At 63.6% G+C, this 25859-nt stretch carries 27 protein-coding genes; 10 read left to right on the top strand and 17 right to left on the bottom strand.

The features are described from left to right. Window position 1: 1 nt before the first annotated feature. A complete protein-coding gene (locus ASD63_RS33455) occupies window positions 2-574 on the top strand; it encodes a hypothetical protein (protein WP_034786960.1) in 573 nt (190 codons plus the stop codon). Between the two features lie 144 nt (window positions 575-718). Continuing rightward, window positions 719-1126, top strand: a complete 408-nt coding sequence (locus tag ASD63_RS33450; protein WP_034786961.1) for a VOC family protein — start codon at window positions 719-721, stop codon at window positions 1124-1126. A gap of 6 nt (window positions 1127-1132) precedes the next feature. Here the strand turns inward: ASD63_RS33450 and ASD63_RS33445 are convergent, their stop codons facing one another. From ASD63_RS33445 to odc2, 3 genes are all read right to left on the bottom strand, one after another. Further along, entirely contained in the window at window positions 1133-1759 is a 627-nt protein-coding gene (locus tag ASD63_RS33445; protein ID WP_034786964.1) for a LysE family translocator, read from the bottom strand. Window positions 1760-1956: 197 nt separating this feature from the next. Beyond that, window positions 1957-2547 carry an N-acetyltransferase gene (locus ASD63_RS33440; RefSeq protein ID WP_034786966.1) on the bottom strand — a complete coding sequence of 197 codons (591 nt, stop codon included), beginning with the start codon at window positions 2545-2547 and terminating at the stop codon, window positions 1957-1959. A gap of 88 nt (window positions 2548-2635) precedes the next feature. Next, window positions 2636-3775: an ornithine/lysine decarboxylase gene (odc2, locus tag ASD63_RS33435; RefSeq protein WP_218686560.1), complete on the bottom strand. Its 1140-nt coding sequence runs from the start codon at window positions 3773-3775 to the stop codon at window positions 2636-2638. Between the two features lie 695 nt (window positions 3776-4470). Between odc2 and ASD63_RS33430 the strand changes: the two genes are divergently transcribed. The 3 genes from ASD63_RS33430 (at window position 4471) to ASD63_RS33420 (ending at window position 7156) form a co-directional block, all read left to right on the top strand. Beyond that, entirely contained in the window at window positions 4471-5364 is an 894-nt protein-coding gene (locus ASD63_RS33430) for a LysR family transcriptional regulator (RefSeq protein WP_034786968.1), read from the top strand. Between the two features lie 101 nt (window positions 5365-5465). Then, window positions 5466-6110 (top strand): DUF1007 family protein, encoded by a 645-nt coding sequence (locus tag ASD63_RS33425; RefSeq protein ID WP_034786971.1) that lies wholly within the window; start codon window positions 5466-5468, stop codon window positions 6108-6110. Beyond that, a complete protein-coding gene (locus tag ASD63_RS33420) occupies window positions 6104-7156 on the top strand; it encodes a nickel/cobalt transporter (RefSeq protein WP_034786973.1) in 1053 nt (350 codons plus the stop codon). The genes ASD63_RS33425 and ASD63_RS33420 overlap by 7 nt, the downstream gene beginning before the upstream one ends. A gap of 22 nt (window positions 7157-7178) precedes the next feature. On the opposite strand, the gene ASD63_RS33415 is transcribed toward ASD63_RS33420, so the two are convergent. From ASD63_RS33415 to ASD63_RS33400, 4 genes are all read right to left on the bottom strand, one after another. Continuing rightward, window positions 7179-7385, bottom strand: coding sequence for a hypothetical protein (locus ASD63_RS33415; RefSeq protein WP_034786975.1), 207 nt, complete (start codon window positions 7383-7385; stop codon window positions 7179-7181). Between the two features lie 42 nt (window positions 7386-7427). Next, entirely contained in the window at window positions 7428-8123 is a 696-nt protein-coding gene (locus ASD63_RS33410; RefSeq protein WP_034787278.1) for a GNAT family protein, read from the bottom strand. A 120-nt stretch (window positions 8124-8243) separates the two neighbouring features. After that, window positions 8244-8957, bottom strand: a complete 714-nt coding sequence (locus ASD63_RS33405) for a tellurite resistance TerB family protein (RefSeq protein ID WP_034786977.1) — start codon at window positions 8955-8957, stop codon at window positions 8244-8246. Between the two features lie 207 nt (window positions 8958-9164). Further along, on the bottom strand, window positions 9165-9803 hold the full coding sequence (locus tag ASD63_RS33400) for a 2-dehydro-3-deoxy-phosphogluconate aldolase (protein WP_034786978.1): 639 nt from the start codon (window positions 9801-9803) through the stop codon (window positions 9165-9167). A gap of 200 nt (window positions 9804-10003) precedes the next feature. Between ASD63_RS33400 and ASD63_RS33395 the strand changes: the two genes are divergently transcribed. The 3 genes from ASD63_RS33395 (at window position 10004) to ASD63_RS33385 (ending at window position 12448) form a co-directional block, all read left to right on the top strand. Next, on the top strand, window positions 10004-10477 hold the full coding sequence (locus tag ASD63_RS33395) for a CYTH domain-containing protein (RefSeq protein ID WP_034786982.1): 474 nt from the start codon (window positions 10004-10006) through the stop codon (window positions 10475-10477). Beyond that, window positions 10474-11382 carry a CHAD domain-containing protein gene (locus ASD63_RS33390; protein ID WP_034786985.1) on the top strand — a complete coding sequence of 303 codons (909 nt, stop codon included), beginning with the start codon at window positions 10474-10476 and terminating at the stop codon, window positions 11380-11382. Before ASD63_RS33395 ends, ASD63_RS33390 begins: the two co-directional genes overlap by 4 nt. A 109-nt stretch (window positions 11383-11491) precedes the next feature. Then, window positions 11492-12448, top strand: a complete 957-nt coding sequence (locus tag ASD63_RS33385; RefSeq protein ID WP_034786988.1) for a rhodanese-related sulfurtransferase — start codon at window positions 11492-11494, stop codon at window positions 12446-12448. 263 nt (window positions 12449-12711) lie between these two features. On the opposite strand, the gene ASD63_RS33380 is transcribed toward ASD63_RS33385, so the two are convergent. The 4 genes from ASD63_RS33380 to ASD63_RS33365 all read right to left on the bottom strand — a co-directional run bounded on the left by ASD63_RS33380 (window position 12712) and on the right by ASD63_RS33365 (window position 15783). After that, window positions 12712-13119, bottom strand: coding sequence for a GFA family protein (locus ASD63_RS33380; protein ID WP_034786992.1), 408 nt, complete (start codon window positions 13117-13119; stop codon window positions 12712-12714). 113 nt (window positions 13120-13232) lie between these two features. Next, on the bottom strand, window positions 13233-14009 hold the full coding sequence (locus ASD63_RS33375; RefSeq protein WP_034786995.1) for a MetQ/NlpA family ABC transporter substrate-binding protein: 777 nt from the start codon (window positions 14007-14009) through the stop codon (window positions 13233-13235). Between the two features lie 36 nt (window positions 14010-14045). Further along, window positions 14046-14711 carry a methionine ABC transporter permease gene (locus ASD63_RS33370; protein WP_034786999.1) on the bottom strand — a complete coding sequence of 222 codons (666 nt, stop codon included), beginning with the start codon at window positions 14709-14711 and terminating at the stop codon, window positions 14046-14048. Continuing rightward, window positions 14701-15783 carry a methionine ABC transporter ATP-binding protein gene (locus ASD63_RS33365; RefSeq protein ID WP_034787001.1) on the bottom strand — a complete coding sequence of 361 codons (1083 nt, stop codon included), beginning with the start codon at window positions 15781-15783 and terminating at the stop codon, window positions 14701-14703. The genes ASD63_RS33370 and ASD63_RS33365 overlap by 11 nt, the downstream gene beginning before the upstream one ends. Window positions 15784-16197: 414 nt before the next feature. On the opposite strand from ASD63_RS33365, the gene ASD63_RS33360 reads away from it, so the two are divergent. Continuing rightward, complete coding sequence (locus ASD63_RS33360) at window positions 16198-17070, top strand: NAD(P)-dependent oxidoreductase (RefSeq protein WP_034787004.1); 873 nt, start codon at window positions 16198-16200, stop codon at window positions 17068-17070. Between the two features lie 54 nt (window positions 17071-17124). On the opposite strand, the gene ASD63_RS33355 is transcribed toward ASD63_RS33360, so the two are convergent. The 4 genes from ASD63_RS33355 to xylA form a co-directional block, all read right to left on the bottom strand. After that, the gene (locus ASD63_RS33355; RefSeq protein ID WP_034787007.1) at window positions 17125-18492 is read right to left on the bottom strand and encodes a GH1 family beta-glucosidase; all 1368 of its coding nucleotides are present in this window, start codon (window positions 18490-18492) and stop codon (window positions 17125-17127) included. Between the two features lie 146 nt (window positions 18493-18638). Continuing rightward, window positions 18639-19820: a Gfo/Idh/MocA family oxidoreductase gene (locus ASD63_RS33350; protein ID WP_034787011.1), complete on the bottom strand. Its 1182-nt coding sequence runs from the start codon at window positions 19818-19820 to the stop codon at window positions 18639-18641. Between the two features lie 260 nt (window positions 19821-20080). Further along, entirely contained in the window at window positions 20081-21133 is a 1053-nt protein-coding gene (locus ASD63_RS33345; RefSeq protein ID WP_034787015.1) for a sugar phosphate isomerase/epimerase, read from the bottom strand. A gap of 326 nt (window positions 21134-21459) precedes the next feature. Then, window positions 21460-22770: a xylose isomerase gene (gene xylA / locus ASD63_RS33340; protein WP_034787018.1), complete on the bottom strand. Its 1311-nt coding sequence runs from the start codon at window positions 22768-22770 to the stop codon at window positions 21460-21462. A gap of 142 nt (window positions 22771-22912) precedes the next feature. On the opposite strand from xylA, the gene ASD63_RS33335 reads away from it, so the two are divergent. Further along, a complete protein-coding gene (locus ASD63_RS33335) occupies window positions 22913-23275 on the top strand; it encodes a nuclear transport factor 2 family protein (protein WP_034787281.1) in 363 nt (120 codons plus the stop codon). Between the two features lie 35 nt (window positions 23276-23310). Here the strand turns inward: ASD63_RS33335 and xylB are convergent, their stop codons facing one another. Both xylB and ASD63_RS33325 read right to left on the bottom strand, forming a co-directional pair. Next, window positions 23311-24765, bottom strand: a complete 1455-nt coding sequence (xylB, locus tag ASD63_RS33330) for a xylulokinase (protein WP_034787284.1) — start codon at window positions 24763-24765, stop codon at window positions 23311-23313. Between the two features lie 50 nt (window positions 24766-24815). After that, a complete protein-coding gene (locus tag ASD63_RS33325) occupies window positions 24816-25853 on the bottom strand; it encodes a LacI family DNA-binding transcriptional regulator (protein ID WP_034787022.1) in 1038 nt (345 codons plus the stop codon). Window positions 25854-25859: the final 6 nt, after the last annotated feature.

Genomic DNA, 25859 nt, shown 5'->3' with positions numbered 1-25859 from the left:
AATGCTGTTTCGCCAAAACGTGCTCGCTGGCATCGCCAGCGGCGACGTAACCTTGGCCTTCCGGCGTTGGACCAAGCCGACTGTCAAGGACGGCGGTAGCTTACGCACCGCAGTCGGTGTTCTCGCTATCGATGCCGTCGACGAGATCGACGAAGGCGCGATTACCGACAGCGATGCCCGCAAAGCCGGCTTTGCCGATCGCGCCGCCCTCGCGAAGGAGCTTACCGCGCGCACCGAAGGGCGCTGCTATCGCATCGCCTTCCACCGGGCCGGCGACGATCCACGCATCGCCCTGCGGGAAGCGGCTGACCTCGACGGTGAAGGACGGGCAGAAATCGACCGCAAGCTCGCGCGCTTCGACGACAGCGCCGGCATGGGCTGGACGCGTCCGGTACTGCAGCTGATCGCCGTCCGTGACGGGACGACCGCAGCGGAGCTGAGCGCCGCCATCGGCATGGAGAAACTGAAGCTCAAGGCGCGCATCCGCAAATTGAAGGAGCTCGGCCTCACCGAAAGCCTCGATGTCGGCTATCGCCTGTCCGGCCGCGGGCGCGCCTATCTCGACGGCGAATAGCCCGCGTGAAAAAGCGGGCGGTGACGCGGACACGATCGGTCATTCCTTCCAATCCCGATCGCCGCTGTTGCGTGCCTAAAGCAGGTGTGAGACGACTTGCCACCGAAACGGACCACCCCCATCAGGCAAGGCGAGGAGACAGGCATGATCGGCTACACCATGGTCGGAACGGCGGACCTGAGGCGCGCAGAGCGCTTCTACGATCCGGTGATGGCGCTGATCGGCCAGGAGCGCTGCTACTGCGACGAGCAGGTTTCCTCCTGGGGTCGAAAGGATGATGACAAGGCGCCCCGTTTCTTTGCCTGCCACCCCTTCGACGGGAAAGCCGCCTCGGTCGGCAACGGTGCGATGACCGCCTTCCTGGTGGAAAGCGCCGAGGTCATCGACCGGCTGTTCGAGACCGCCATGGCGCGCGGCGGCAGCGAAGAGGGAAAACCAGGCTTCCGTCCGCAATATGGCGATGGCTTCTACGCGGCCTATGTGCGTGATCCCGACGGCAACAAGCTGGCCTTCGTCTGCTACGACGCCCGCGAGGTCGAGAGCCCGTCCTGACCCGCCTTAACGGCGCGTCGACCAGCCGAACCAGATCGCCACGGCCGCAAGCATCAGCGCGAGCACACGCCGCACCAACCGTTCGCGTGCCGGCGAGTTGAGGACCGGCTCCAACGCCCCGGCCAGAAGCACGATCGCGGCATGAACCGCGGTCGCGACCCCCACATAGAGCGCGGCAAGCGTCAGGTTCTGGGGCAAGAGCGGGCGTGTATCGTCGACGAAGGTCGGAAGCACGGTGACGAAGAACAGCGCCGCCTTCGGATTGAGCAGATTTGTGATCAGGCCACGCCGGAAATAGAAGGATGCGGGCTTGCCGCTCGGCCCCGCCTCCTCACCGTCACCGTTCCAGGCCTCGAAGGCGAGATAGAGCAGGAAGCCGACGCCTGCCCAGCGAAGCGCCCCATAGAGCATGTCCGACTGGCCGACGAACTCGGCGACCCCGAAGGATGCGGCAAGGCCGACGATCGCCAGGCCGAGCGCCACGCCGGCGACGGTCGCCATGCCGGGCCTGCGCCCCTCCGAGGCCGCGACCATGGCGAGGTAGGCCATGTTCGGTCCCGGCGTCAGTTCGATGATGAAGGATGTCAGTAGAAAGGGCAGCAGGGTCGCTGCCCCGAAAATGAACGGATCCATGCGCGAGACTTCCATCCGCCTGCAACGAGGCCTTGGCGCAAGGACAGGTCAGCGGCGCTGCCTTGTCAAGGAAGATCACAAACCGATCAGCAGGGAGCGCCCGGCATGTCATGCGTCTGCCCCCTCGCCGATCAGATCGGACCAGCGAGGGAGCAGCGAAAAATCCGCCACCGCAGGGTTGGCGGCGGAAAGAGATCTCAGGCGGCGCGGCGAACCGGCGGCATGGCGAGCTTGCGGCCGCTGGCGACGATCAGGCCGGCGGTGCCCTCGAGCCAGTTGTCCCGAAGCTCGAGCGCCAGGAACCGGTCGCGTTCGAACGGCCCTGGCATCACCAGATGCTGGGTGCGGCTGGCAAAGAAGCCGAAGCGCTCGTAATAGGCAGCATCACCGACGAGCAGGATCGCGCCATGGCCGCGGTTCTTGGCCTCTTCGATCGCGGCCCGCATCAGCATGCCGCCGATGCCCTTGCCCTCATGGGCGGGGTCGACTGCGAGCGGACCGAGCAGCAGCGCCGGCACGGCATGGCCCTCACGGCTGACGCCGGCCTCGACGTTCCAGAGCCGGACCGTGCCGATCACGTGACCGTCGACATCGCGGGCGACGAAGGCAAGGCCTTCGGCCGGCAGCCGGCCGCTGCGCAGCTTCTCCGACGACTTGCGGCGGCGCTCCGGCCCCATGGCACGGTCGAGCAGGTTCTCGCGCGCGACGACGTCGCCCGGATTCTCCGCATCGATTACAAATGTAGTGGGCGCGAAAAACGCGCGCAGGGCGTCAACAACAGCGGCCATCGGGGCCTCCCGTCATCAAAACCGCTTCAGGCGGACCGAACGAAAATTGTGAAGTGGCGCTCCCGCCCGAGGACGGGAGCAGGCCGGATCAGATCACATAGGCCTTCAGCGGCTCGAAGCCGTTGAAGGCGACGGCCGAGTAGGTCGTCGTATAGGCGCCGGTACCTTCGATCAGAACCTCGTCGCCGATCGAAAGGGTGATCGGCAGCGGATACATGTTCTTCTCATAGAGCACGTCGGCCGAATCGCAGGTCGGGCCGGCGAGCACGCAAGGCTCCATTTCGTCGCCATCGCGCGCCGTACGGATCGGGTAGCGGATCGCTTCGTCCATGGTTTCGGCGAGTCCGCCGAACTTGCCGATGTCGAGGAACACCCAGCGATGGGCGTCGTTGTCCGACTTCTTCGAGACGAGAACGACTTCCGCCTTGATCACGCCGGCGTTGCCGACCATGCCGCGACCGGGCTCGATGATCGTTTCCGGGATGTGGTTGCCGAAGTGCTTCTTCAGCGCGCCGAAGATCGCCTGGCCATAGGCTTCCGCCGTCGGCACGTCCTTCAGGTACTTCGTCGGGAAGCCACCGCCCATGTTGACCATCTTGAGCTCGATGCCCTGCTTGGCCAGTTGCACGAAGACGCGCTTGGCATCGGCAAGGGCCTGATCCCAGGCATCCAGCTTCGTCATCTGCGAACCGACATGGAACGAGACGCCGTAGGAAACGAGGCCATGCTGGTGGGCGTAGACGAGCACGTCGACGGCCATCTGCGGGACGCAGCCGAACTTGCGCGACAGCGGCCATTCGGCGCCTTCACCATCGGTCAGGACGCGGCAGAACACGCGAGCGCCGGGGGCTGCGCGGGCAACCTTCTCCACTTCCTCGTGGCTGTCGACCGCGAACAGGTTGACCCCAAGCGCGTGGGCGCGGGCAATGTCGCGCTCCTTCTTGATGGTGTTGCCATAGGAGACGCGGCTCGCGGTCGCACCGGCGTCGAGTGCCATTTCGATTTCGGCGACGGACGCGCAATCGAAGGAGGAGCCCATGCCGGCGAGCAGGCGCAGGATTTCCGGCGCCGGGTTTGCCTTGACCGCATAATAGATCGAGCTGTCCGGCATCGCATGGCGGAAAGCCTTGAAATTGTTGCGCACGACGTCGAGGTCGACAACAAGGCACGGGCCTTCCGGTCGTCGGGTGTTGATGAAGTCGATGATGCGAGCCGTGGTCATGGCCATATTCCCCTGATCCAAGATGCCCCGCTTTCGCGGAGGACAAAGGGCATACGCGCACATGCTCTGGAACCAGCCGGTGGAGACCCCGGAACCATGCATGCGCTCGATGCGCGAACGGTGAATCAAAGCCCGCCTAGGCTTCAATTCGGCTTTGTCTGCCATGGATTGGAGGGAATAACCCAACCGCACTTCCGGCAATGAAGGTGTGCCTCTTCAGTAACCCCGGCTGTTGGAAAGCCGGCAGACACCAGAAAGGCCCGCACCGTCGTTGCTTCAAGATGTCCTCGCATTTCCCGGTTGGCCGGAATAGCGACTGGAGGGGTTAGTTCCAGGTACCTTACCGATACCCTCACCTAATCGAGGGTCGGCGGACACCCACAGGCACGTGCGACTTTGGGCAAGGGCGTAGGTAAGAAAAAAGCCCGTCGTAATCAAGAGTTTTTTCACAACCGCGGTTGAATTTTTTTCCAGCCGGGCAAAACTGTCGATGTTCACAAATTTTGAACGCTTGGCGCCAGATCGTCCACAACGCTAAAGCATTGAAAGAAGACTATTATTTATAAGAACAGGCACTGAAGGCAGAACCCGGCGCAATGACGCAAGCGACGGACAATCTGCCGTCTGCATTATCGACGCGGAAAGAGGCCTTCGCCGGCGAATCGGCGAAGCACGATTGAGAGCACGAAAGAAAGATCGCCATGGACACACTCACCCGCATCCGCGCCTTTATCGATGTCGTGGACGCCGAGGGGTTCTCGGCCGCCGCAAGGCGTGTCGGCAAGTCGAAGGCGCTGCTTTCGAAATATGTGCGCGAGCTCGAGGATGAACTCGGTGCGCTGCTCCTCAACCGCACGACACGGCAGTTCTCGCTGACCGAGGCTGGCCACACCTACTATCGCACCGCGTCGGAAATCCTGAAGGAGATCGACAATCTCGCCGATCTCGTGCGCGCCAACAATTCCGACCTGAAGGGACGGCTACGCATCACCGCGCCGCGCACCTTCGTCGATGCCGACATCGGCCAGTCGCTGGTCGATTTCGGCAAGCAGCATCCCGAACTCTCGCTCGAAATCATCTCCGACGACCGTTTCGTCGATCTGGTCGAGGAAGGCTTCGACGTCGCCATCCGCATCACCCGGCTCGAAGATTCGACGCTGATCGCCCGCAAGCTCGACGATTTCCAGGTGCTGATCTGCGCTGCCCCGGAATTCCTGGAAAAATCTGGCCCCATCGCTCACCCGACGGACCTTTCCAAGCTGCCCTGCATTCTCGATACCAATGGCCGCTCCTATTCCAACTGGCGCTTCGTCGAGCCCGATGGTTCGGCCTTCACCGTGCCCGTCCGCGGCCCGATCGAGGTCAACAGCCCGCTTGCAGCCCTCAGAGCCACCGTCTCCGGCCTCGGCGTATCGATCATCCCGGATTTCATCGCCCGCCCGAAAATCGCTACCGGCGAACTCGTCACGCTGTTCGACGATTTCCTCCCCCGCGACCGCGGCATCTATGCGATCTATCCGCATCGCCGCTACCTCCCGGCCAAGGTCAGAACCCTCGTCGACTTCCTGCACGCCTGGTTTCGCAAGCCACGGTGATCGGGCGCCGGCACCTCAAAGTCCCAATTCCGTCCCATTTCCGGTACATTCCCGGAAACGAATCGCGGAGCGATCGCTCCAGCCGAAAGGATTGCCGCCACATGAGAACCAAACGCCTCGTCATGGCCGGCCTTGCCACCCTGGCTGCCCCGTCGCTGGCCTTTGCCCACCCGCACATCTTTGCGGAAGCGCGCCTCGAGGTCGTCTCCGACGACAAGGACGAGATCAGCGAACTCAGGAACGTCTGGCGCTTCGACGAACTGTTCTCCTCCAGCGTGGTGCTCGATTTCGACAAGAACTCGAACGCGACGCTCGATCCGGATGAATTGGCCGAAGTCGGGCAGACGGTGATGGAGTCCCTGTCCGAGTACAATTATTACACGACGATCCTCGACAACGGCAAAACCATCAAGGTCAACAAGCCGGATCACATCACCGTCGACTACAAGGACGGGCAATTGCTGATGATGTTCGCGGTCAAGCCGGCCGAGCCGATGCCGCTCAAGGGCAAGCTCTCCTTCGGCGTCTACGATCCAACGATGTATACGGCCATGGACTTCGCCACCGACGATGACCTGACCGTCGTCGGCGACAAGATCAATGCCTGTGAGCACAAGGTCGTCCGCCCTGATCCCGACGAAGTTCTCGCCGAGAACAAGGACACCTTGACCGACGCCTTCTGGAGCGACCCGACGGGCACCGACATGTCGAAGCTGTTTGCAACCAGGATCGAGATCACATGCTGAACACCCGCGGGATCGCACGTCTGGTCACGGCCGCGCTCGTCGTCACGGCGCTTTCTGCAACGATCGCCGCGGCGCAGTCGCCCCTCGGCATCGGCACGGCCGAGCCCGCGTTCAAGACGACCGGTTTTCTCGGCGGCTTCTTCGCCTGGATCAACATGGAGCAGCAGGGCTTCTACCGGCTGATGACCAATGCGCTGAAGGGGATGCGTGAGAACCCCTGGCAGCTCTGGTCGCTGGTCGGCCTGTCCTTCACCTATGGCGTGTTGCATGCCGCCGGCCCCGGCCACGGCAAGGCGGTGATCTCGTCCTACATGATCGCCAACGAGACGGAACTGAAGCGCGGCGTGCTGCTCTCCTTCCTGTCCTCGCTGCTGCAGGGCGTGGTCGCGATCCTCCTGATCGGCGCCGTTTACCTCATCCTGCGCGGTACCTCGATCAGCATGACCAGCGCCACGCGCTGGCTGGAGATCGCAAGTTACGCGCTGATCGCCGCCTTCGGCGGCTGGCTTCTCCTGCGCAAGCTACGGCAGATGCTGCGTCCGGTTGCCTTGGCTTCCGTTGCCGGCGGCGGGCACGTCCAGCTCGCGGACGATCACCATCATGATCATCATGATCATCATCATAGCCACCATCATGATCACCACGGGCACAGCCATGGCCCGGGCGAGGTCTGCTCGAGCTGTGGCCATGCGCATGCGCCCGACCCGTCGATGCTGAAAGGGGATCGTTTTGCGCTCCGCGAAGCTTGGTCGGCAGTCATCGCCGTCGGCCTGCGCCCGTGCTCCGGCGCACTCATCGTGCTGTCCTTCGCACTCCTGAACGGGCTTTACCTCGGCGGCGTGCTTTCGGTCTTCGCCATGTCGATCGGTACGGCGATCACCGTCTCAATCCTTGCGACCATGGCCGTCACCGCAAAGGGCGTTGCGCTGCGCTATGCGGCAAACGGCGCGGCGGCTGCCCGGATCTCGAACGGCATCGAGATCGCCGGCGCTGCCCTGGTTCTGTTGCTGGGATTGGCGCTGCTCGGCGCGGCTCTGCAGAGCTGACGCACGCGGCCTGATCGGGCCGTCAGAGCCCGCGCTTGCGCTGGTAGCGGGCGCGCAGCCAGAAGAGCAGGAAGAAGCCGAGCACGAAGATCACGCCGAAGGCGGCAGCAAGCCAGGGCGAGATATCGCCGAGCTTGAGCATGATCGACGGCAGGACGAAGAAGCCGAGACCGGCGACGACGAGAATGATCGCAGCGGCGATCGCCGGTGACTTTTCCTTGTTCTGCATGACTTCCCTGTTGTTGTCTGCTGCGGCTTAAGCAGCCAGCGCCTATTTCGACGCCTGCAGCTCCAGATCCGAGCGTATATCTTCAAGCCGCCGCTTCTGGCGACCGTCTTCATCGAAATTATCAGCTGCAAGCCAGGTTTCGAATGCGGCATTGAGCAGCGGCCATTCGCTGTCGATCATCGAAAACCAGGCCGTATCACGGTTGCCGCCCTTGGATATCATGTGCTGGCGGAAGATGCCCTCGAAGGTAAACCCGAGCCGGGCGGCGGTCTTGCGGCTCGCCATGTTCTCGCTATGGCATTTCCACTCGTAGCGGCGATAGCCGAGATCCTCGAAGGCGTGCTTCGCCATCAGGTAATGCACTTCGGTCGAGAGCGGCGAGCGGGCCATGGCGGCGCCGTGTGCCACGGAGCCGACTTCGACGACGCCGTTGGCGGGATCGGCACGCATGTAATTGGCCATGCCGACGACGATGCCGGTCGCCTTGTCGCGGAAGACCTCTGTAACCCAGCCGGATTTCTCCTGCGCCGCCGTCAGCCAGGCATCGAAAGCGTCGATATCCCTAAAATCCGGCTGCGTGAAGTATTTGAGCAGCGGGTTGATCGCCATACCGCCGAGGCCTTCCCAGAGGTCCTGCAGATGCCGGTCGCGCTCATAGGCCTCGAGCTTGACGAAACGCCCTTCGAGCGCGACGCCCTTCGGCGCCGGGCACCCTTTCCAGTTCTTCAGATCCTGCATCGGCCGCTCCTCCTTCATCCCTGCCCTTCGGCATAGGCCAGAGTGGCGGCCGACACAAATTCAAACTGGTGATGAACCCTGTTCGAACCGGTGATGAAACCATGCCCCCCGAACGGTATCCTACGCGGTGGCCGGCACCTTGGCGGCCGAGACCGTCGCCTCGATGTGATCGACGAGCGCGTCGGGAAGTCCGAGGCGTCCGGCGAGCAGGTCGAGATAGCCGCGCTCCGCACGGGTTTCCGGCTCGATCGTCAGGCGCGACGCGGTGTAGATCTCCACGCGCTCCTCTTCGGTCTTTGCCGCGCCGACGATCGCGTCGATATCGACCGGGTTGGCAAGCTCGCCTTCGAGGAAGGCCGCGGCATCGGCCGAAAGGCCCGAGACCGACAACTTGTCCATAATGTGCTGGCGCTCGGCCTCGTCGATATGGCCGTCGGCACGCGAAGCGGCGATCATTGCGCGCACGAGAGTCAGCGCAAAATCATGGCTGACGGCTTCCGGAGCAGAGGCGAAGCCGGAATCGGCCGGCGGCGGCAGAAGTTCCGGCTCGCCCTTGGCAACCGTTGCACCGCCCGGCGTATTGCCGGCCTGATAATTCTTGTAGGCTTGGTAGCCGAGACCGGCGATCGCCGCGAGACCGCCAAGCACGGCGGCGTTGCCGGCCAGCTGACGACCCGACTTGGTGCCGAGCAGAACAGCGGCAATGGCGCCGCTCGCCAGTGGATTGTCCTTGGCAAGCTGCGTCGCCTGGGTCGCGCGATCGCGCACCGTGCCGCCGGCACCGGGCACCTGCGATCCCAGAAACTGATCCAGCAATTTCTTCGCGTCGAACATCGGGTTTCGCTCCTTGTCGGTTCCGGGCGGTTGAAGGCGAGCTCAAGGGTGCGCCGCCCGCGCGCCCGTCGCTGAATGGATTGAGACATAGGAACGTTGCAGGGAAAATACAAATTCGCGCCAGAGGCGAGCGACGCCGTACAGCCAAAGAAAAAGGCCGGGCTCTCCACCCGGCCTTTCAAAAAAACGGAAGGCGTTGCTTGCCGCTCAGCCCTTGAGCACGAAGGCTTCTGCCGCAAGCTTGGTGATGCCGGCCCAGTCGCCCTTGGCAACCAGTTCCTTCGGCGCAACCCAGGAGCCGCCGACACAAACGACGTTGGGCAGCGTCAGATAGTCGCGCGCATTGGCAAGGGAAATGCCGCCCGTCGGGCAGAAGAGCGTGCCGGCAAGCGGCGAGGACAGCGACTTGAGGTAGGCGGCGCCGCCGGCCTGCTCGGCCGGGAAGAACTTCATGACGTCGTAGCCTTCTTCACGCAGACCCATGACTTCGCTCGCCGTCGCCGCACCCGGCAAAAGCGGCACCTCGTGGTCGTTGGCCACATCGATCAGTTCCTGCGTCGTGCCGGGGCTGACGATGAACTTCGAGCCGGCTTCGACCGCGGCTTCGAACTGGGCGGCGTTGAGGATCGTACCGGCGCCGGCAACAGCGCCTTCGACTTCGTTGGCAACGGCGCGGATCGCTTCGAGTGCGGCCGGCGTGCGCAACGTGATCTCGATCGCCTTCAACCCGCCGGCAACGAGCGCGCGCGCCAGGGGAACGGCGGTCGCCACGTCGTCGATCACCAGCACCGGAACAACCGGCGCCAGTTTGAGGGTTGAAAGAAGCCTGTCGGATTTCGCGCTCATGCCGATCGTCCTTTTTAAAACGATTGAATATGCCCTCCGCATACTCCCCCGGCCACCGGTTGTCGAGACCCAAGGCGGCGGGAGCGCGGCTTTCGCATGTAAGGCAACGGTAATATGCAACTTGCGACAAAGAGATGACTTGAGCCTTTGCGTGAAAGCGATAGGTTGAAACTGCGGGCCCCCGAAATGGCGGATTTTCCATGGCGAAGGAAATAGAGCGCAAGTTTCTCGTCGCTTCCGATGGATGGCGAGAGCGTGCGGACAAGGGCATTGACCTCAGGCAGGCCTATGTCGTGACCATGGACGACCGCTCGCTGCGCGTGCGCATCCACGGCGACAAATGGGCGCGGCTGACCATCAAGATCGGCAAGTCGGCACTGGTCAGAAACGAATACGAGTACGACCTGCCGATGGACGATGCCCGCGAGATGCTGACCCAGGCGGTCGGGATCGTCATCGAGAAGAGGCGCTACCGGGTGCCGCACAAGGGGTTCACCTGGGAAGTCGACGTCTATGGAGGCGCGCTCAAAGGCCTCGTCGTTGCGGAAGTCGAGATGAAGCGCGAGACCGACATGCCGGCGCTGCCCGATTGGGTCGGGCAGGAAATCACGGGCGATCGCCGCTACTCCAACCAGTCCCTCGCCACAGAAGGACTGACGGAACCGCAACCATGACTTACGCCTTCGAACCTGGACGGCCTTTTTCCGAAGACTTCCGCACGATCGCCGCCGAACAGCTCACACAGGCGGTGATGAAGCTCGAGGATCGGCCTGACGGGGTGCACGAGGCGATCCACGACGCCCGCAAGAACTTCAAGCGCCTGCGCTCGCTGTACCGTCTCGTCGCAGCGGACGTGCCGCTTTTTCAGAAGCACGAAAATGCGCGCATCCGCGACATGGCCCGCAACCTCTCAACCGTTCGGGACGCGGCCGCACTGGTCGAGAACGCCCATTACCTCAAGGCAGCCGCTTGCAACGAGGAGGAAGAACGGGCGCTCGCCCATGTCTGCGAGCGGCTGACGACACGCCGGGACCGCATCACGGCAAGCGCGACCGATATCGAGGACCGCGTGGCAGCCACCATCGTGCGCTGCGAGCAGGCACTGCAGGCCCTCAGCCAAGTGACATTCGACGATCGACGCCGCAAGACCGCAGACCGGCTGACGAAGGGATGGCGGCGCACTCTGAGGCGGGCCAAGCGCGCCCGGCAGGCATGCAGCGAGACTTCGGAAGCCCCGGCGTTCCACGAGCTGCGAAAGCGGGCGCAGGACTACCGCATGCATCTCGGCTTGATGCACGCGGTCTGGCCTTCCGCCCTGCAGGCCAAGCGCGCCGAGGCTAAAGCGCTGGTCGACACGCTCGGGCACCTCAACGATCTCGCGGTCATGACCCAGTTGATCAACGAGGATCCGGGGCTTGCCGGTAACAGTCAGGATCAGGCCCACCTCATCGCGGCCGTCATCGACCGACAGGGAAGCTTGCGCAAGCACGCTCTTGATCTCGCCGCCGAGGTCTTCCAGGAGGAACCGGACGACGAAAGCCGAACGATCCGGTTGCTCTGGCTCGACGCCGCGCGCTGATGTTTCGGCGAAATTTCGGCGGGCGGACCGACTGTCCGCGCCGCGACAGAGTGCCCCTGGGCCCCGCCGCGATTGCGCTTGCGGCGCGAAAGCTGTATTTGCACGGGCCATGACCGACATTTTCACGACCCCGCGCTCTGAGCCCCATGGTGAGACGCATGGCAAGTTTCTGGTGGCCGCGCTCTATCATTTCGCACGCTTCCCGCGTTTCTCCGATTTTCGCGAACCGCTGCAGGCCGTCTGCGACGAAAACGGCGTCAAGGGAACGCTGCTTCTGGCGCATGAAGGCATCAACGGCACGATCGCCGGCACGGATGCCGGCATCGCCGCGGTGCTCTCGTTCCTGCGCGCGCAGCCCGAATTCGGCGCACTGGAGCACAAGGAAAGCCGTGCATCGTCCATGCCGTTCCTGCGCATGAAGGTGCGGTTGAAGAAGGAAATCGTCACCATGGGCGTCGAGGATATCGACCCCAACAAGATCGTCGGCACCTATGTCGATCCGAAGGATTGGAATGCACTGATCTCCGATCCCGAGACGATCGTCATCGATACGCGCAACGACTACGAAACCGCCATCGGCATCTTCAAGGGTGCGGTCGATCCGAACACCAAAACTTTCCGCGAATTTCCCGATTGGGTGCACAACAACACCGGCCTGCACAACAAGCCGAAGATCGCCATGTACTGCACCGGTGGCATCCGCTGCGAGAAGGCGACCGCCTTCATGAAGGAGCAGGGCTTTGATGAGGTGTACCACCTCAAGGGCGGCATCCTGAAATATCTCGAGGAAGTGCCCCAGGAAGAAAGCCTCTGGGAAGGCGCCTGCTTCGTCTTCGACGATCGCGTCTCCGTCACCCATGGCCTCGAGGAAGGCGAGCACACGCTCTGCCACGCCTGCCGCCAGCCGCTGACCAAGGCGGACCTGGCTTCACCGCACCACGAGGACGGCGTCTCCTGCATCCATTGCCACGAGGTCCGCACCGACGAGGACCGCGAACGCTACCGCCAGCGCCAGCGGCAGATCGAACTTGCCAAGAAGCGCGGCGAGCGCCACCTCGGTAGCTGACATACGCTTGGGCATCCGCCCTTCGCTTGTGCGAGCGGGAAGCGCCCCTCATCCGCCTGCCGGCACCTTCTCCCCGCAGCGGGGCGAAGGGACTTGCGGCACCGCCCCGGCCGACAACGCTAACTCCAGCTTACGGCTGCGACTTGCACGCAGTTCCCCGGGTACCGAGAGCTCCGTTCCGCGGCGCCCCAGCGTGGCACGTCCCCTCGCCCCGCTTGCGGGGAGAGGGTTAGGGTGAGCGGCGGTTTCACTCGCGAACGCAGTCAGCCCGGCAACGCCTCGCATTCCTCAAGTGCCAACGCACTGCGGTCCCATTCATGGCGGCTGCGGGTGAAAATGGCGTCTGTCGGTCGAAATACCGACGGGTCGTCGAGCGTGCCGGCATAGATCGACACACGCGGATCGTCCGGCGGGCCGGAGCCATAAACCTGGCTGCCGCAGGTTTCGCAAAAATAGCGGATCGAAGGATTGCCGTTTTCAGCGCGCGTCTCGTAACCGCGGCCGGTTCCCGACATCGTCACATCGGCCCGCTCGAAGATCATGTAACAGCAATGACCGGTGCCTGTCGTGCGCTGGCAATCGCGGCAATGGCAGAAACCGGAAAAGAGCGGCTCACGGTTCAGCTCATACCGGATTGCACCGCAGAGACATCCGCCTTTCAAGACGCTCATGGTTCGTCCTCCTCGAAGTGCCAGGAGGATAGCCAAGCAAGCCATGCGGTCAAAGAAAAACCGCGCGCCGCAAGTTGCAGCGCGCGGTCCATGTTTCTCTTTACCAGAGACGCTTACCAGCTCGGGATCAGCGCGCCCTTGAAGGTGTCGTTGATGAAGGCCTTCACCTTTTCGTCGTGGTAGGATTCGACCAGGGTCTTCACCCACGGAGCATCCTTGTCGGCCTTGCGCACGGCAATCACGTTGGCGTAGGGCGACTTCTCGCCTTCGATCGCGATCGCGTCCTTCTTCGGGTGCAGGCCGGCCTCCATCGCGTAGTTGGTGTTGATGACGGCGGCATCGACGTCCTGCAGCGAGCGCGGCAGCTGGGCAGCGTCGAGCTCGGCAAACGTGATGTTCTTCGGGTTCTCGGTGATGTCGGCCGGCGTGACCTTGAGGCCGACCTCTTCCTTGACCTTGATCAGGCCCTTCGACGCCAGAACCAGCAGCGCGCGGCCGCCATTGGTCGGGTCGTTCGGGATGGCGATCGTGGCGCCGTCCTTGAGCTCGTCGAGGCTCTTCACCTTCTGCGAATAGACGCCCATCGGGGTGGTGATGGTGGTGCCGACGCTGACGATGTCGAAACCACGATCGGCGATCTGGTTGTCGAGATAGGGCTGGTGCTGGAACGAGTTGGCGTTGAGGTCGCCGTCAGCCAGAGCCTGGTTCGGGACGACATAGTCGGAGAATTCGAGGATCTCGATATCGAGGCCCTTGGGAGCTGCGATTTCCTTCACCTTCTCCATGATCTGGGCGTGTTCGCCCGGCGTGACGCCGACCTTGATGGTTTCGGCGAGTGCCGTGCCGGCGGAAAGAGCGGCAATCGCTGCCGCGATGATAAGCTTCTTCATGGTCGTCTCCTTGTTCACGTTCAGTCTTGGGAGGAATCAGGTCTTGCGGTTTTTCTTGTCGAAACGCCGCGCCAGCCCGTCGCCGGCGCTCTGGACGAGCTGCACCAGCACGATCAGCACGATGACGACGACGAGCATCACGTCGGGCATGAAGCGCTGGTAGCCGTAGCGGATGCCGAGGTCGCCGAGCCCGCCGCCGCCGACGGCACCGACCATCGCCGAATAGCCGATGAGGCTGACGGCGGTCATGGTGAGCGCCAGGGTCAGCGCGGGCCGCGCTTCGGCGAGCAGCACCTTGAAGACGATCTGCATCGGGGTCGCGCCCATGGCGCGCGCCGCCTCGATCAGGCCCTTGTCGATCTCGCGGATCGCCGCTTCCACCAGGCGTGCGACAAAGGGAATGGTGGCAATCGTCAAGGGCACAATCGCAGCCTTCGTACCGATGGAGGTGCCGGTGAGCAGTCGGGTAAACGGAATGATGGCGACGACGAGGATGATGAACGGCGTCGAGCGCGTGGCGTTGACGATCAGCCCGATGATGCGGTTGAGCGTCGGCGCCGGGAAGAGTTCACCTTTGCCGCTGGTGGCGAGGAAGATGCCGATTGGCCCGCCGATCAGCGAGCCGATCAGGCCGGCGATGGCGACCATGTAAATCGTGTCGACCGTGGCCCCGCCGATGCGCAGGAGAATATCAGGCGACATAACCGAGCACCTCCGTGACCAGACCGTTTTCGACAAAGAAGCGTTCGGCGCGGCCGGACGTCTCGGCATCCGCGCCATAGGCGACGACCAGCGAGCCATAGGGCGCGCCGCCGATCTCGTCGATCGTGCCGGCGATGATGTTGACCTCGGCGCCGACAGACTTGATCAGCTGCGAGATCAGCGGCTTCTCGGCCGCAGCCCCGAAGAAGGTGAGCCGCACGACGGCGCGATCGCCGGCCGCGGGTGCAGGCTTCAGGGCGCGGGCGACCGCGTCTGGAAGCTTCGAACCCGGCAGCCCCGAGAGCAGCGCCCGCGTCGTCTCGTGCTTCGGATGGGTGAAGACGTCGAAGGTGTGGCCACGCTCGACGATGCGGCCATGATCGATGACGGCGACGTCTGAGGTCACCGCCTTCACCACTTCCATCTCGTGAGTGATGAGCAGCACCGTCAGGCCGAGATCGGCATTGATGCGCTTCAAAAGCTCCAGGATCGACTGGGTCGTTTCCGGATCGAGCGCCGAGGTCGCCTCGTCGGAGAGCAGGAGCTTCGGCTCGGTCGCAAGCGCCCGGGCGATGCCGATGCGCTGTTTCTGGCCGCCTGAAAGTTCGGCCGGATAGCGCCCGTGCTTATCGGCGAGACCGACGAGATCGAGCAGCGGCCGAACGCGCTGTTCGATCGCGCGCTTGTCCATGCCGGATATTTCGAGCGGCAGCGCGACGTTTCCGAACACGGTGCGCGAGGACAGCAGGTTGAAGTGCTGGAAGATCATGCCGACGGAGCGGCGAAGGCTGCGCAGCGCCGCCTCGTCGAGCCCGCCGACATCGACGCCGTCAACCAGCACCTTGCCGCCCGTCGGCTTTTCGAGCCCGTTGACCAGTCGGATCAGCGTCGACTTGCCAGCGCCGGAGCGGCCGATGATGCCGGTGATCGAACCACGGTCGACGGTCAGCGAGACCTTGTCGAGCGCAGTGAAGGCGCCGCTGGTGCCGGACGCGGGGAAATGCTTGGAAACGCCGTCGAAGACGACGGCCGCGTCAGCCGATGGCGCGGCGTTTTGGGCGGAAACGCTCATCGTTCGGAATTCCCCGAATGAGGCGCAGTCGGAATGTGCGGGTACATAAGTGCTCTCGGATGTTCAAAACTCATGATCCCGGGCCTGGCCGGGATGGAACGCGCGTCTGGTCAGGCCGACATTCGACAACGCATTCGGAACAGGGAGCACTTCTCTAACATCAAGCAACCAGTCAGTTCAACTTTGCTGCCGCATGGCCCGCATGCGACATAATCTACGGGTCTTATGGAGAATTGCCACGCCCTTTCACAGGCATGATTTTTCCGAATTTGCCAAGCAACGGCAAAACCATGCTCTTTTGCTTCGCAACGCGCCGTCATCCCGCAAATCGCCATCTTGGAAATCCTTGCTCGGGCGGACTGTGTCCGACCGCATTTCATGCTAACGGGCAGGAACAGGATTATGAGGTGAGAAATGCGCATCGTCTTGACCGGAAGTTCCGGCCGCATCGGCAGAGCGATCTACAACGCGCTCGCCGCCGCCGACCATGACGTCATCGGCATCGATCGCGCGCCCTTCGGCACGACGGCCGTCGTCGGCGATCTCGTCGATGGCGAACTGCTGGAGCGCGCGATGGAAGGGACGGACGCCGTCATCCATACGGCGGCCCTGCACGCGCCACATGTAGACGCCGTCGCCGACCAGGAGTTCGAGCGCGTCAATGTGATGGGCACCCATCTGGTGATTGCCGCAGCCCAGGCCGCCGGCGTCGGCCGCATCGTCTTTACCAGCACGACGGCACTTTATGGTCACGCGGTCACGGAAGGCGGCTGCGCCTGGATCACCGAGGAGACGCCGCCGAAGCCGCACACCATCTACCACCACACCAAGCTTGCGGCCGAAGCTCTGCTCGAAAACGCGGCGGATCGTGCTTTGCATGTGCGGGTGCTGCGCATGTCGCGCTGTTTCCCGGAGGTCGCCGATCGTATCGCAAGCTACCGCCTGCACCGCGGCATCGATGCGCGCGACGTGGCTGCCGCGCATGTGGCAGCACTCGACAATGGCGGCCCGGCTTTTCAGCGCTACATCATCTCGGGCGAAACGCCGTTCCTTCCAACGGATTGCCGCCGGCTGGCGGAGGATGCCGCAGGGCTCCTGCGTGAGCGTGCGCCAAAACTGTCGCAGGCCTTTGCCGATCGCGACTGGCCGCTGCCCGCGACCATCGACCGGGTGTATGACCCGAGTGCTGCGATCGAAAAGCTCGACTGGAAGCCGCGCTACGGTTTCAAGGAAGTGCTGGCCCAGCTCGACCGGCAGAGCCTGGAAGTCCTGCCGGTCCGGCGGTGAATTGACCGAGCCGCACGGAAGCGTTGCGGGCGGGTGAGCCCGCCCGCTTGAGCGTCAGATGTGGTTGCCCTTCGGGAACTGTTCGGCCAGAGCCTGGTACCACTCACCGCTCTTCTTGATGGTGCGGACCTGGGTGTCGTAGTCGACATGGACGATGCCGAAACGCATCTTGTAACCTTCGGCCCATTCGAAATTGTCCATCAGGCTCCAGGCGAAATAGCCGCGCATCGGATAACCCTCGGCGATCAGATCCGCCGTCACCGACAAGTGGTCGGCGATATAGTCGAGCCGCGGCTGGTCGTCGACAATGCCGTTCTCGACGCCCATGTTGTAGCAGGCGCCGTTCTCGGTGATGTAGCAGTCGGGCAGCTGGTAGGTCGCGTTCAGCGTCTTGACCAGGCTGCCTAGCGCCGGAGCGTAAACCTCCCAACCGATATCCGTCTTTGTCTGGCTCACCGGCTTGGCATTGATGGTTGCCGGATATTCTGCGCCCTTGGCCGGATCGGCACTGACCCGCATCGGCGTGTAGTAGTTGAGCCCCCACCAGTCGAGCGGCCGGGAGATCGTCTCCATGTCGCCGTCTTCGATCGCGGGCATGCGATGGCCGAGCGCACTCATGAAGCTTTCGGGGTACTCCCCCTTGAAGATCGGGCCGAAGAAGACGCCATTGTGGAAGTCGAAGGCGCGATCGGCGGCTTTCCTGTCGGCCGCGCTGTCGCTGCCCGGGTAGACCGAATGCGCATTGATGACGATGCCCGTAGGCAAGTTCGGCCGCTCGGAGCGGATGGCGTCGACGCCGAGCCCGTGCGCCAGATTGGTAAAGTGCAGCGCATGCAGGGCTGCGTCCATGTTGCGCTCGCCCGGCGCATGGATGCCATAGAGGTGGCTGAGCCACACCGAGCACCAGGGCTCGTTGAAGGTCGCGACCGCATCGAGCCGGTCGCCGAGGCGAGCGATCACGGTCTTGGCGTAGCGCTGGAAGGCATAGGCCGTCGTGCGCGCCGTCCAGCCGCCATCGCCCATCAGCGCCAGCGGCAGGTCCCAATGGTAAAGCGTGGCGAAGGCCTTTATGTTACGCGCCTTCAGGCCGTCGACGAGGCGGTCGTAGAAATCGAGACCCTTTTCGTTGATCGGGCCGGTGCCTTCAGGAATGATCCGCGGCCAGGCAACGGAAAACCGATAGGCATCGACGCCGAGGCTTTTGATCAGGTCCAGATCCTCGTCGAGCCTATTGTAGTGATCGCAGGCGACATCGCCGTTGTGACGCCCGAAGACACGGCCCGGCATGTTCGAAAAGGCATCCCAGATCGACGGCTTGCGCCCGTCAGCTTTGGTCGCGCCTTCGATCTGGAAGGAGGCGGTCGCCACCCCGAATACGAAATCGCCCGGGAAGCGCTCTGCCAGGATCTTGGGATCGGTCATCTCTTTGTCTCGTCTCGTTCCGGCCCCGCTGCCAGCGGGACCTTGGTTTTCGGTTTGTAGCGGGCCGACCTAAATCCATGCCGGCAAATGTCAACTCGCGAAAAAGGGCGGGAAAGCCCCGCCCTTCCGCCGGTATTGGCCTGCGGTTATACCTTTACCCACGCCCCATTTCGTTTGGATGACTGTACGCAGGCGTCGACGAAGACCATGCCCTTCATGCCATCGTCGATGGTCGGGTAAGTGACGGCCGGATCGATCTTCTCGCCCTTGCGCTTGGCAAAGATGGCGCGCGCCGCCTCCGTGTAGATGTTGGCGAAGCCTTCCAGGTAACCTTCCGGATGGCCCGACGGAATACGGCTGACGCGGTTTGCGGCCGCACCCGCCCCGGCGCCGGCGCGAGTGAGCAGGCGCTTCGGCTCACCGAACGGCGTGTACCAGAGATAGTTCGGGTCCTTCTGCGTCCATTCAAGCCCGCCCTTGGTGCCGTAGACGCGCACCATAAGGCCGTTCTCGTGGCCGGGCGCCACCTGGCTGCACCAGAGCAGCCCCTTGGCGCGCTCGCCGTCCTTCGCCTTGAAGCGCATCATCACATGGGCATTGTCGTCGAGCTGGCGGCCGTCAACGAAGCTGTCGAGATCGGCAGCGAGTTCTTCGAGTTCGAGGCCGGAGACGAAGGCGCCGAGATTATAGGCGTGCGTGCCGATATCACCCGTCGAGCCGCCGGCACCCGAGCGCGCCGGATCGGTGCGCCAGGCCGCCTGCTTCTGGCCCGACTGCTCGATGTTTTCGGTGAGCCAGTCTTGCGGGTACTCCATCTGCACCAGCCGCACCGCACCGATCTCGCCATTGGCGACCATCTCGCGCGCCTGCCGTACCATCGGATAGCCGGTGTAATTGTGCGTCAGCACGAACAGCGCATCGCTCTCGTCCGCCGCTTTCTTCAGCTTCTTCGCGTCGCCAAGCGTCGAAGTCAGCGGCTTGTCGCAGATCACGTGGATGCCGCGCTTCAGGAATTCCTTGGCCGCAGCGTAGTGCACATGGTTTGGCGTGACGATCGCCACCGCCTCGATGCCATCCTTCAGCTTCGCTTCGCGGATCGCCATCTGCTTGAAGTCGGAATAGACACGCGACGGATCGAGCCCGAGCTCTCGGCCTGAGCTTTCCGCCTTTTCCGGCGTCGACGACAGCGCGCCGGCCACCAGCTCATAGTGATCGTCGATACGGGCTGCGATGCGATGCACCGCGCCGATGAATGCGCCGGAGCCGCCGCCCACCATGCCGAGCCGGATGCGACGCTCGCGCTTCTCGCTCGTTCCTTCGATTGCCATGATCTTCTCCCCTGTTCGTTCCGTGTTGTTTGTTCGTTTCCTGGCGCAAGGGATGCCCCTCATTCGCCCGCCGGCACCTTCTCCCCGCACGCGGGGAGAAGGGCTCATGCCGCACCCGCTTGCGAAACCGCAGCAACAGCAGCCACGATAACCCGTGGTCAGCGGCAATCCACGTCCCCTCTCCCCGCCTGCGGGAAGAGGGCCAGTCCTCGGGTTAACCCGAGGAGACCGGGCAGTCGCACCCTCAGGTCCTACCTGCCTCAGATCCCCAGCATGCGCCGGTTGGCCGCCTCGTCCGTGCCAGCCCCGGCAAAGTCGTCGAACGCCTTCTCGGTCACGCGGATGATGTGATGCTTGACGAAATCGGCACCCTCGCGTGCCCCATCCTCTGGATGTTTCAGCGCGCATTCCCACTCGACCACCGCCCAGCCGGCGAAATCGTTGGCGGCCATCTTCGAGAACACCGCACCGAAATCCACCTGGCCGTCGCCGGGCGAGCGGAAGCGGCCGGCGCGGTTGACCCAACCCTGGTAGCCGCCGTAGACGCCCTGGCGCCCGGTCGGGTTGAACTCCGCGTCCTTGACGTGGAACATGCGGATGCGGTCCTTGTAGATGTCGATATTGTCGAGATAGTCGAGGCACTGCAGCACGTAGTGCGAAGGGTCGTAGAGCATGCAGGCGCGGGCATGGTTGCCGGTGCGCTCCAGGAACATCTCGTAGGTGATGCCGTCGTGCAGATCCTCGCCCGGATGGATCTCGTAGCAGACGTCGACGCCACAATCCTCGGCATGGTCGAGGATCGGCTTCCAGCGCTTCGCCAGTTCATCGAAGGCGGTCTCGACGAGACCGGCCGGCCGCTGCGGCCAGGGATAGACGAAAGGCCAGGCGAGCGCGCCGGAGAAGCTTGCCATGGCGTTGAGGCCGAGGTTCTTCGAGGCCGTCAGCGCCAGCTTCACCTGTTCCACCGCCCAGGCCTGGCGTGCTTTGGGATTGCCGCGCACCTCGGGTGCTGCAAACCCCTCGAAGGCTTCATCATAGGCCGGATGCACGGCGACGAGCTGACCCTGCAGATGGGTCGAAAGCTCGGTTACCTCGACGCCATTGTCGCGCGCCGTGCCGGCGAACTCGTCGCAATAGGCTTTCGAGGTCGCCGCCTTTTTCAGATCGATCAGCCGCGCGTCCCAGCTCGGCACCTGCACGCCCTTGTAGCCGCAATCGGCCGCCCATTTGGTGATCGCATCCCAGGAATTGAACGGCGCGGCATCGCCGGCGAATTGCGCAAGAAAGAGCCCTGGCCCCTTGATGGTCTTCATGCTGATTTTCCTCCCGATGGAACGGCCGAAATTGGTGTTGGCCTTGTCCTGACAGCCGGCATGAAAGGCGATTGCACGCCTTTGTTTTCTCCCAGAACTGCCGGATCTGAAACGTTGCAGGCGCCGAAGCTAGCAGATTTTCAGCGAGGGGCAACAGCGCACGACCGGATTCCGAAAAGTTTTGTAATCGATTTCATTGCACACGGCATTAGACCAGCCACGGCACGCCCTCGCTGCAGAAATCCGCGACATCAACGATCGCCTCCCGTGCGCGTCGACGAAGAGAAAGGGCGCTTTCGAGGCGCCCTTTCGATATCCATCTCCGCTCAGACGTAGCGGTTGACGACGTTTTCGAGCAGCTCCTGCTTGCCGGACTTCGGCTGCGGGTTGAGGTCCGACTTCAGCACCCAGGCCTCGATCTCTTCCAGCGAGAAGCCGCCGTCGAGCATCTTCTTGGCTTCCGGCACCTGCCAGCCGGCATAGCGGCCTTCGAGCGGTGCGGAGAGCGCCTTGTCCTCGATCATTTTTGCCGCTGCCTTCAGGCCACGCGCGCAGCAATCCATGCCGCCGATATGGCCGATCAGCAGGTCCTCCGGATCGATCGACTGGCGACGCAGCTTGGCGTCGAAGTTCGTGCCGCCGGTCGCAAAGCCGCCGCCGGCAAGAACCTGGTAATAGGCGAGCGCCATTTCCGGCACGTTGTTCGGGAACTGGTCGGTATCCCAGCCGGACTGGTAGTCGTTGCGGTTCATGTCGATCGAGCCGAAGATGCCGAGCGCGTTGGCAAGCGCCAGCTCGTGCTCGAAGGAGTGGCCGGCGAGGATCGCATGGCCCTGCTCGATGTTGACCTTCACCTCGTTTTCCAGGCCGTAGTTCTTGAGGAAGCCGTAGACCGTCGCGACGTCGTAGTCGTACTGGTGCTTGGTCGGTTCCTGCGGCTTCGGCTCGATCAGGATCGCGCCCTTGAAGCCGATCTTGTGCTTGTACTCGACGACGAGGTTGACGAAACGGCCGAGCTGGTCGAGCTCGCGCTTCATGTCGGTATTGAGCAGCGTCTCGTAGCCTTCACGACCGCCCCAGAGTACGTAGTTCTGGCCGCCGAGGCGCTTGGTGGCGTCAAGGCAGGTTTTCACCGTCGCGGCTGCGAACGCGAAGACGTCCGGATCCGGATTGGTCGCCGCACCCGACATGTAGCGCCGGTTGGAGAAGAGGTTCGCCGTGCCCCACAGCAGGTTGACACCGGTCTCGGCCTGCTTCTTTTCGAAGTAGTCGACAATCTCGTTGAGGTTCTTCGTGTTCTCGACGAAGCTTTTGCCTTCCGGGCGCACGTCGGCATCGTGGAAGCAATAGAACGGGACGCCGAGCAGGTCGAAGAATTCGAAGGCGACGTCGGCCTTCAGCTTGGCCGCAGCCATGTCGTCCTTGAACCAGGGACGTTCGAAGGTCTGTCCGCCGAAGGGGTCGCCGCCCGGCCAGACGAAGGTGTGCCAGTAGGCAACCGCGAAGCGCAGGTGATCTTCCATGCGCTTGCCGAGCACGACCTCGTCCTTGTTGTAATGGCGGAAGGCGAGCGGGTTGGCGCTATCCGGTCCTTCATATTTGATCTTGGCGATATCGCCGAAAAAGCCAGTGCTCACGGGTCTTGCTCCTCTTTCAAGAGTGGTGTCGGCCGGCGTCGCCCATGCGATAGGCGCGGCCATTACGTGGAAGGTAATTGGTTTCATTCCCTCGTCCGGCGATACCGGAAGCATCGAAACGCCAAACGAAAGGAACACTTCGATGCACGACTTCAACGCCATCGCCAGAGCCTACATCGCCGCCTGGAACACGACCGACGCCGCAAGCCGCGCCGGCCAGATCGAGAAGGCCTTCACCGCCGACGTCGCCTATCGCGACCCGATCATGCAGGGCGACGGCCATGCCGGCATGGATGCGCTCATTGCCGGCGTGCACGGACAGTTCCCCGGCTTCCGCTTCACGCTGAAGGGTGCCGCCGACGGTTACGCCGACACGATCCGCTTTTCCTGGGCACTCGGTCCGGACGGCGTTCCCTCTGTCATCGAAGGCACCGATGTCTGCCAGATCGAAAATGGTCGGCTGAAGACGGTCACCGGTTTCCTCGACAAGGTTCCGGTCCGCTGAGCACGAGGCGGCGGATCGAGACAGGGGGCGCCGCATCACGACACGGCGCCCTTGATCGCCGGATAGAGCCGGCGGTAGCGCTGGTAGCTCGCCTCATAGGCCGAAACCAGCGACGCCTCCGGCGCAATGGTCTCGGCCGTCTGTGGGGCGTAGCAGGTGACAACGGGATGGGCACCGGTCGCGGCGATCAGGCCGAGGCGGGCCGCCCCGAAGGCAGCGCCGAAATCGCCGTCGGCGGGCAGGTCGACCGGCAGGTTGAGCGCCGTAGCGATCGATTTGAGCCAGTAGCGCGAGCGCGAACCCCCACCGATCGCCGTCACCCGAGAAAGCGTCGTGCCGGCGGCGCGCAAGGCTTCCAGGCTGTCGCGAATGGCGAAGGACACGCCCTCCATCACCGCCTGGGTCAGCACCACCCGGCCGCTCTCATGGCCAAGCCCGACAAAGGCGCCACGGATCGCCGCGTCATTGTGCGGCGTGCGCTCGCCCGACAGATAGGGAAGGAACGTGACGCCCGAAGGCGCCTTCAGATGATCGCCGAGTTCGGCGCTCAGGTCGGCAGCACTGCGGCCGGCGATGCCGGAGTACCAGTTCAACGCATCGGTCGCAGACAGGATCACGCCCATCTGGTGCCAGGTATTCGGCAGCGCGTGGCAGAAGGCATGCACGGCGCTTTCCGGGTTGGGCAAGTAGCTCGCATTCGCCGCGAAGAGAACACCCGAGGTACCGAGCGAGACGAAGGCATTGCCCTCGCCGACCGTGCCCATGCCACAGGCAGAAGCCGCATTGTCGCCTGCACCGCCGGCAACCACGACGTCACCGGAAATGCCCCAGCGCGCGGCCAGTTCCGAACGCAGCTTCCCGGCCGCATCGGTTCCCTCGACCAGACTCGGCATCTGCTTTTCGTCCATGTCGGTGGCGGCAAGCAGGCTTTCCGACCACTGCCGCTTGCCAGTGTCGAGCCAGGCAGTGCCGGCGCTGTCGGACATTTCCGACATGTGCTCGCCGGTCAGCCACAGGCGCAGATAATCCTTCGGCAGCAGCACCCAGCGCACCTTGGCGAAGATGTCGGGCTCGTTGGCCCGCACCCAGGCAAGCTTCGGTGCGGTGAAGCCGGGGAAGACGATGTTGCCGGTGATGGCGCGGAACTGCGGGTCCGCATCGAGCGCTGCCGCCTCTCGGAAGCTGCGGGTGTCGTTCCAGAGGATGCAGGGCCGAAGCACCCGGTCGTCGGCATCAAGCAGCGTCGCACCGTGCATCTGGCCGGAAAGGCCGATACCGCGCACCGCCGAAAGCTCCGCCGGGTGTGCCGCCTTCAGCCCGGCAATTGCCTCTTCGGTGGCGCGCACCCAATCGGCCGGGTCCTGTTCCGACCAGCCGGGATGCGGCCGCGAGACGTCGAGCGCGCCGGAGGCCGAACCGACGATGCGCTGGCCGCCATCGATCAACATTGCCTTGACGCCCGAAGTGCCGAGATCCAGTCCGAGATACATGCTTGCCTCCATTGAGCAATTCTTCGAAAGAACTGCGTAAATTCAAAGCGCTACGCCGGATCGACCGGCAGGTTGTCCTTCAGGAAAATTTCGATGCGGATGCGCTCCTGCGCCCCGATCACCGAAAGGCCGTCGGCGCGGGCCTTCAGCACCCGGATGGCGCTGCGCACCTCATGGCCGCCGTCCTGATTGAGGAGAGCGTCGAGCGTGCCGGAAAGAAGTGCCGCGCGGCTGTGCGGCGTCAGTTCATGGGCGATGGCGCAGACAGCCTTTTCGCGACCGGCCTTTTCCAGTGCCGCGATCAGGCCACGATTGCCGGCGCCGAGACTGTAGATGCCGGCAAGCTCCGGTTGATCGGCGAGAAGGTTGGAGACGAGGCGATCGACCTCGGCCGGATCGTCATGGCCTTCGACGACGGGCAGCAGCCGGCGGCCAGGCGCACTTTCTGCCATGGCCGCGCCAAAACCTTCGAGACGGTCGCGATGGTCGCGCACCAGCATCGAGCCGGCTACGATCGCCACCGGGCCGTTTCGGCCACCGAGGAAACGTCCCATCAGGGTGCCGGCGGTCCGGCCGGCGGCAACGTTGTCGACACCGGCGAAATGATCGCGCGACGATCCCGGCAGGTCGGAAACCAACGTCACGACGGCGACGCCGTCTTCACGCAGCGCATCTACCGCACTGACGACCTCGGGCGCATCGATCGCAACGACCGCGACGCCGGCCGGGTCAAGCGCCCGCGCTTTATGAAGGGCTGCAGCCAACGCTTCCGGGTCGAAGGCCGGCACGGAAAAGACCGTGATCGCCGTGCGCTCGACTGCCGAGCGCGCCTTCGCCGCCTCCACCTCGGCCGCAAGGCCGCGCATGAAGGTGTTGTCGCCCTCCGGCAGGATGAAGACCAGCGGGTAGATCCGGCTCTTGGCGAGGTTGGCGGCGGCGACGTCGCGCACATAGCCGAGCGCTTCGATGGCGCGCTCGACCTTGTCGCGGGTGACACCACGCACGCCCGGCCGGTTGTTCAGAACCCGGTCGACGGTCGCGAGGCTGACCCCGGCTCTAGCAGCGATATCGTGAACTGTCGGGCGCATGTTTTC

The organism is Ensifer sp. Root558 (assembly GCF_001427045.1).
In the GTDB taxonomy this organism is placed as follows: Bacteria; Pseudomonadota; Alphaproteobacteria; order Rhizobiales; family Rhizobiaceae; genus Ensifer; species Ensifer adhaerens.
Note: the sequence above shows the minus strand (reverse complement) of the source record. Positions and strands in the feature narration are given on the sequence as shown.

Coding starts and splice junctions, on each gene's coding strand:
- ASD63_RS33355 (WP_034787007.1), bottom strand. CDS start 18,492: ATGACCGATCCCAAGATCCTGGCAGAGCGCTTCCCGGGCGATTTCGTA.
- xylB (WP_034787284.1), bottom strand. CDS start 24,765: ATGTATCTCGGACTGGATCTCGGCACTTCGGGCGTCAAGGCAATGTTG.
- ASD63_RS33395 (WP_034786982.1), top strand. CDS start 10,004: ATGGCGAAGGAAATAGAGCGCAAGTTTCTCGTCGCTTCCGATGGATGG.
- ASD63_RS33325 (WP_034787022.1), bottom strand. CDS start 25,853: ATGCGCCCGACAGTTCACGATATCGCTGCTAGAGCCGGGGTCAGCCTC.
- ASD63_RS33445 (WP_034786964.1), bottom strand. CDS start 1,759: ATGGATCCGTTCATTTTCGGGGCAGCGACCCTGCTGCCCTTTCTACTG.
- ASD63_RS33400 (WP_034786978.1), bottom strand. CDS start 9,803: ATGAGCGCGAAATCCGACAGGCTTCTTTCAACCCTCAAACTGGCGCCG.
- ASD63_RS33430 (WP_034786968.1), top strand. CDS start 4,471: ATGGACACACTCACCCGCATCCGCGCCTTTATCGATGTCGTGGACGCC.
- ASD63_RS33350 (WP_034787011.1), bottom strand. CDS start 19,820: ATGGCAATCGAAGGAACGAGCGAGAAGCGCGAGCGTCGCATCCGGCTC.
- ASD63_RS33440 (WP_034786966.1), bottom strand. CDS start 2,547: ATGGCCGCTGTTGTTGACGCCCTGCGCGCGTTTTTCGCGCCCACTACA.
- ASD63_RS33390 (WP_034786985.1), top strand. CDS start 10,474: ATGACTTACGCCTTCGAACCTGGACGGCCTTTTTCCGAAGACTTCCGC.
- ASD63_RS33360 (WP_034787004.1), top strand. CDS start 16,198: ATGCGCATCGTCTTGACCGGAAGTTCCGGCCGCATCGGCAGAGCGATC.
- ASD63_RS33410 (WP_034787278.1), bottom strand. CDS start 8,123: ATGCAGGATCTGAAGAACTGGAAAGGGTGCCCGGCGCCGAAGGGCGTC.
- ASD63_RS33450 (WP_034786961.1), top strand. CDS start 719: ATGATCGGCTACACCATGGTCGGAACGGCGGACCTGAGGCGCGCAGAG.
- ASD63_RS33455 (WP_034786960.1), top strand. CDS start 2: ATGCTGTTTCGCCAAAACGTGCTCGCTGGCATCGCCAGCGGCGACGTA.
- ASD63_RS33335 (WP_034787281.1), top strand. CDS start 22,913: ATGCACGACTTCAACGCCATCGCCAGAGCCTACATCGCCGCCTGGAAC.
- ASD63_RS33415 (WP_034786975.1), bottom strand. CDS start 7,385: ATGCAGAACAAGGAAAAGTCACCGGCGATCGCCGCTGCGATCATTCTC.
- ASD63_RS33380 (WP_034786992.1), bottom strand. CDS start 13,119: ATGAGCGTCTTGAAAGGCGGATGTCTCTGCGGTGCAATCCGGTATGAG.
- ASD63_RS33405 (WP_034786977.1), bottom strand. CDS start 8,957: ATGTTCGACGCGAAGAAATTGCTGGATCAGTTTCTGGGATCGCAGGTG.
- odc2 (WP_218686560.1), bottom strand. CDS start 3,775: ATGGCCATGACCACGGCTCGCATCATCGACTTCATCAACACCCGACGA.
- ASD63_RS33420 (WP_034786973.1), top strand. CDS start 6,104: ATGCTGAACACCCGCGGGATCGCACGTCTGGTCACGGCCGCGCTCGTC.
- ASD63_RS33425 (WP_034786971.1), top strand. CDS start 5,466: ATGAGAACCAAACGCCTCGTCATGGCCGGCCTTGCCACCCTGGCTGCC.
- ASD63_RS33345 (WP_034787015.1), bottom strand. CDS start 21,133: ATGAAGACCATCAAGGGGCCAGGGCTCTTTCTTGCGCAATTCGCCGGC.
- ASD63_RS33385 (WP_034786988.1), top strand. CDS start 11,492: ATGACCGACATTTTCACGACCCCGCGCTCTGAGCCCCATGGTGAGACG.
- ASD63_RS33375 (WP_034786995.1), bottom strand. CDS start 14,009: ATGAAGAAGCTTATCATCGCGGCAGCGATTGCCGCTCTTTCCGCCGGC.
- ASD63_RS33370 (WP_034786999.1), bottom strand. CDS start 14,711: ATGTCGCCTGATATTCTCCTGCGCATCGGCGGGGCCACGGTCGACACG.
- ASD63_RS33365 (WP_034787001.1), bottom strand. CDS start 15,783: ATGAGCGTTTCCGCCCAAAACGCCGCGCCATCGGCTGACGCGGCCGTC.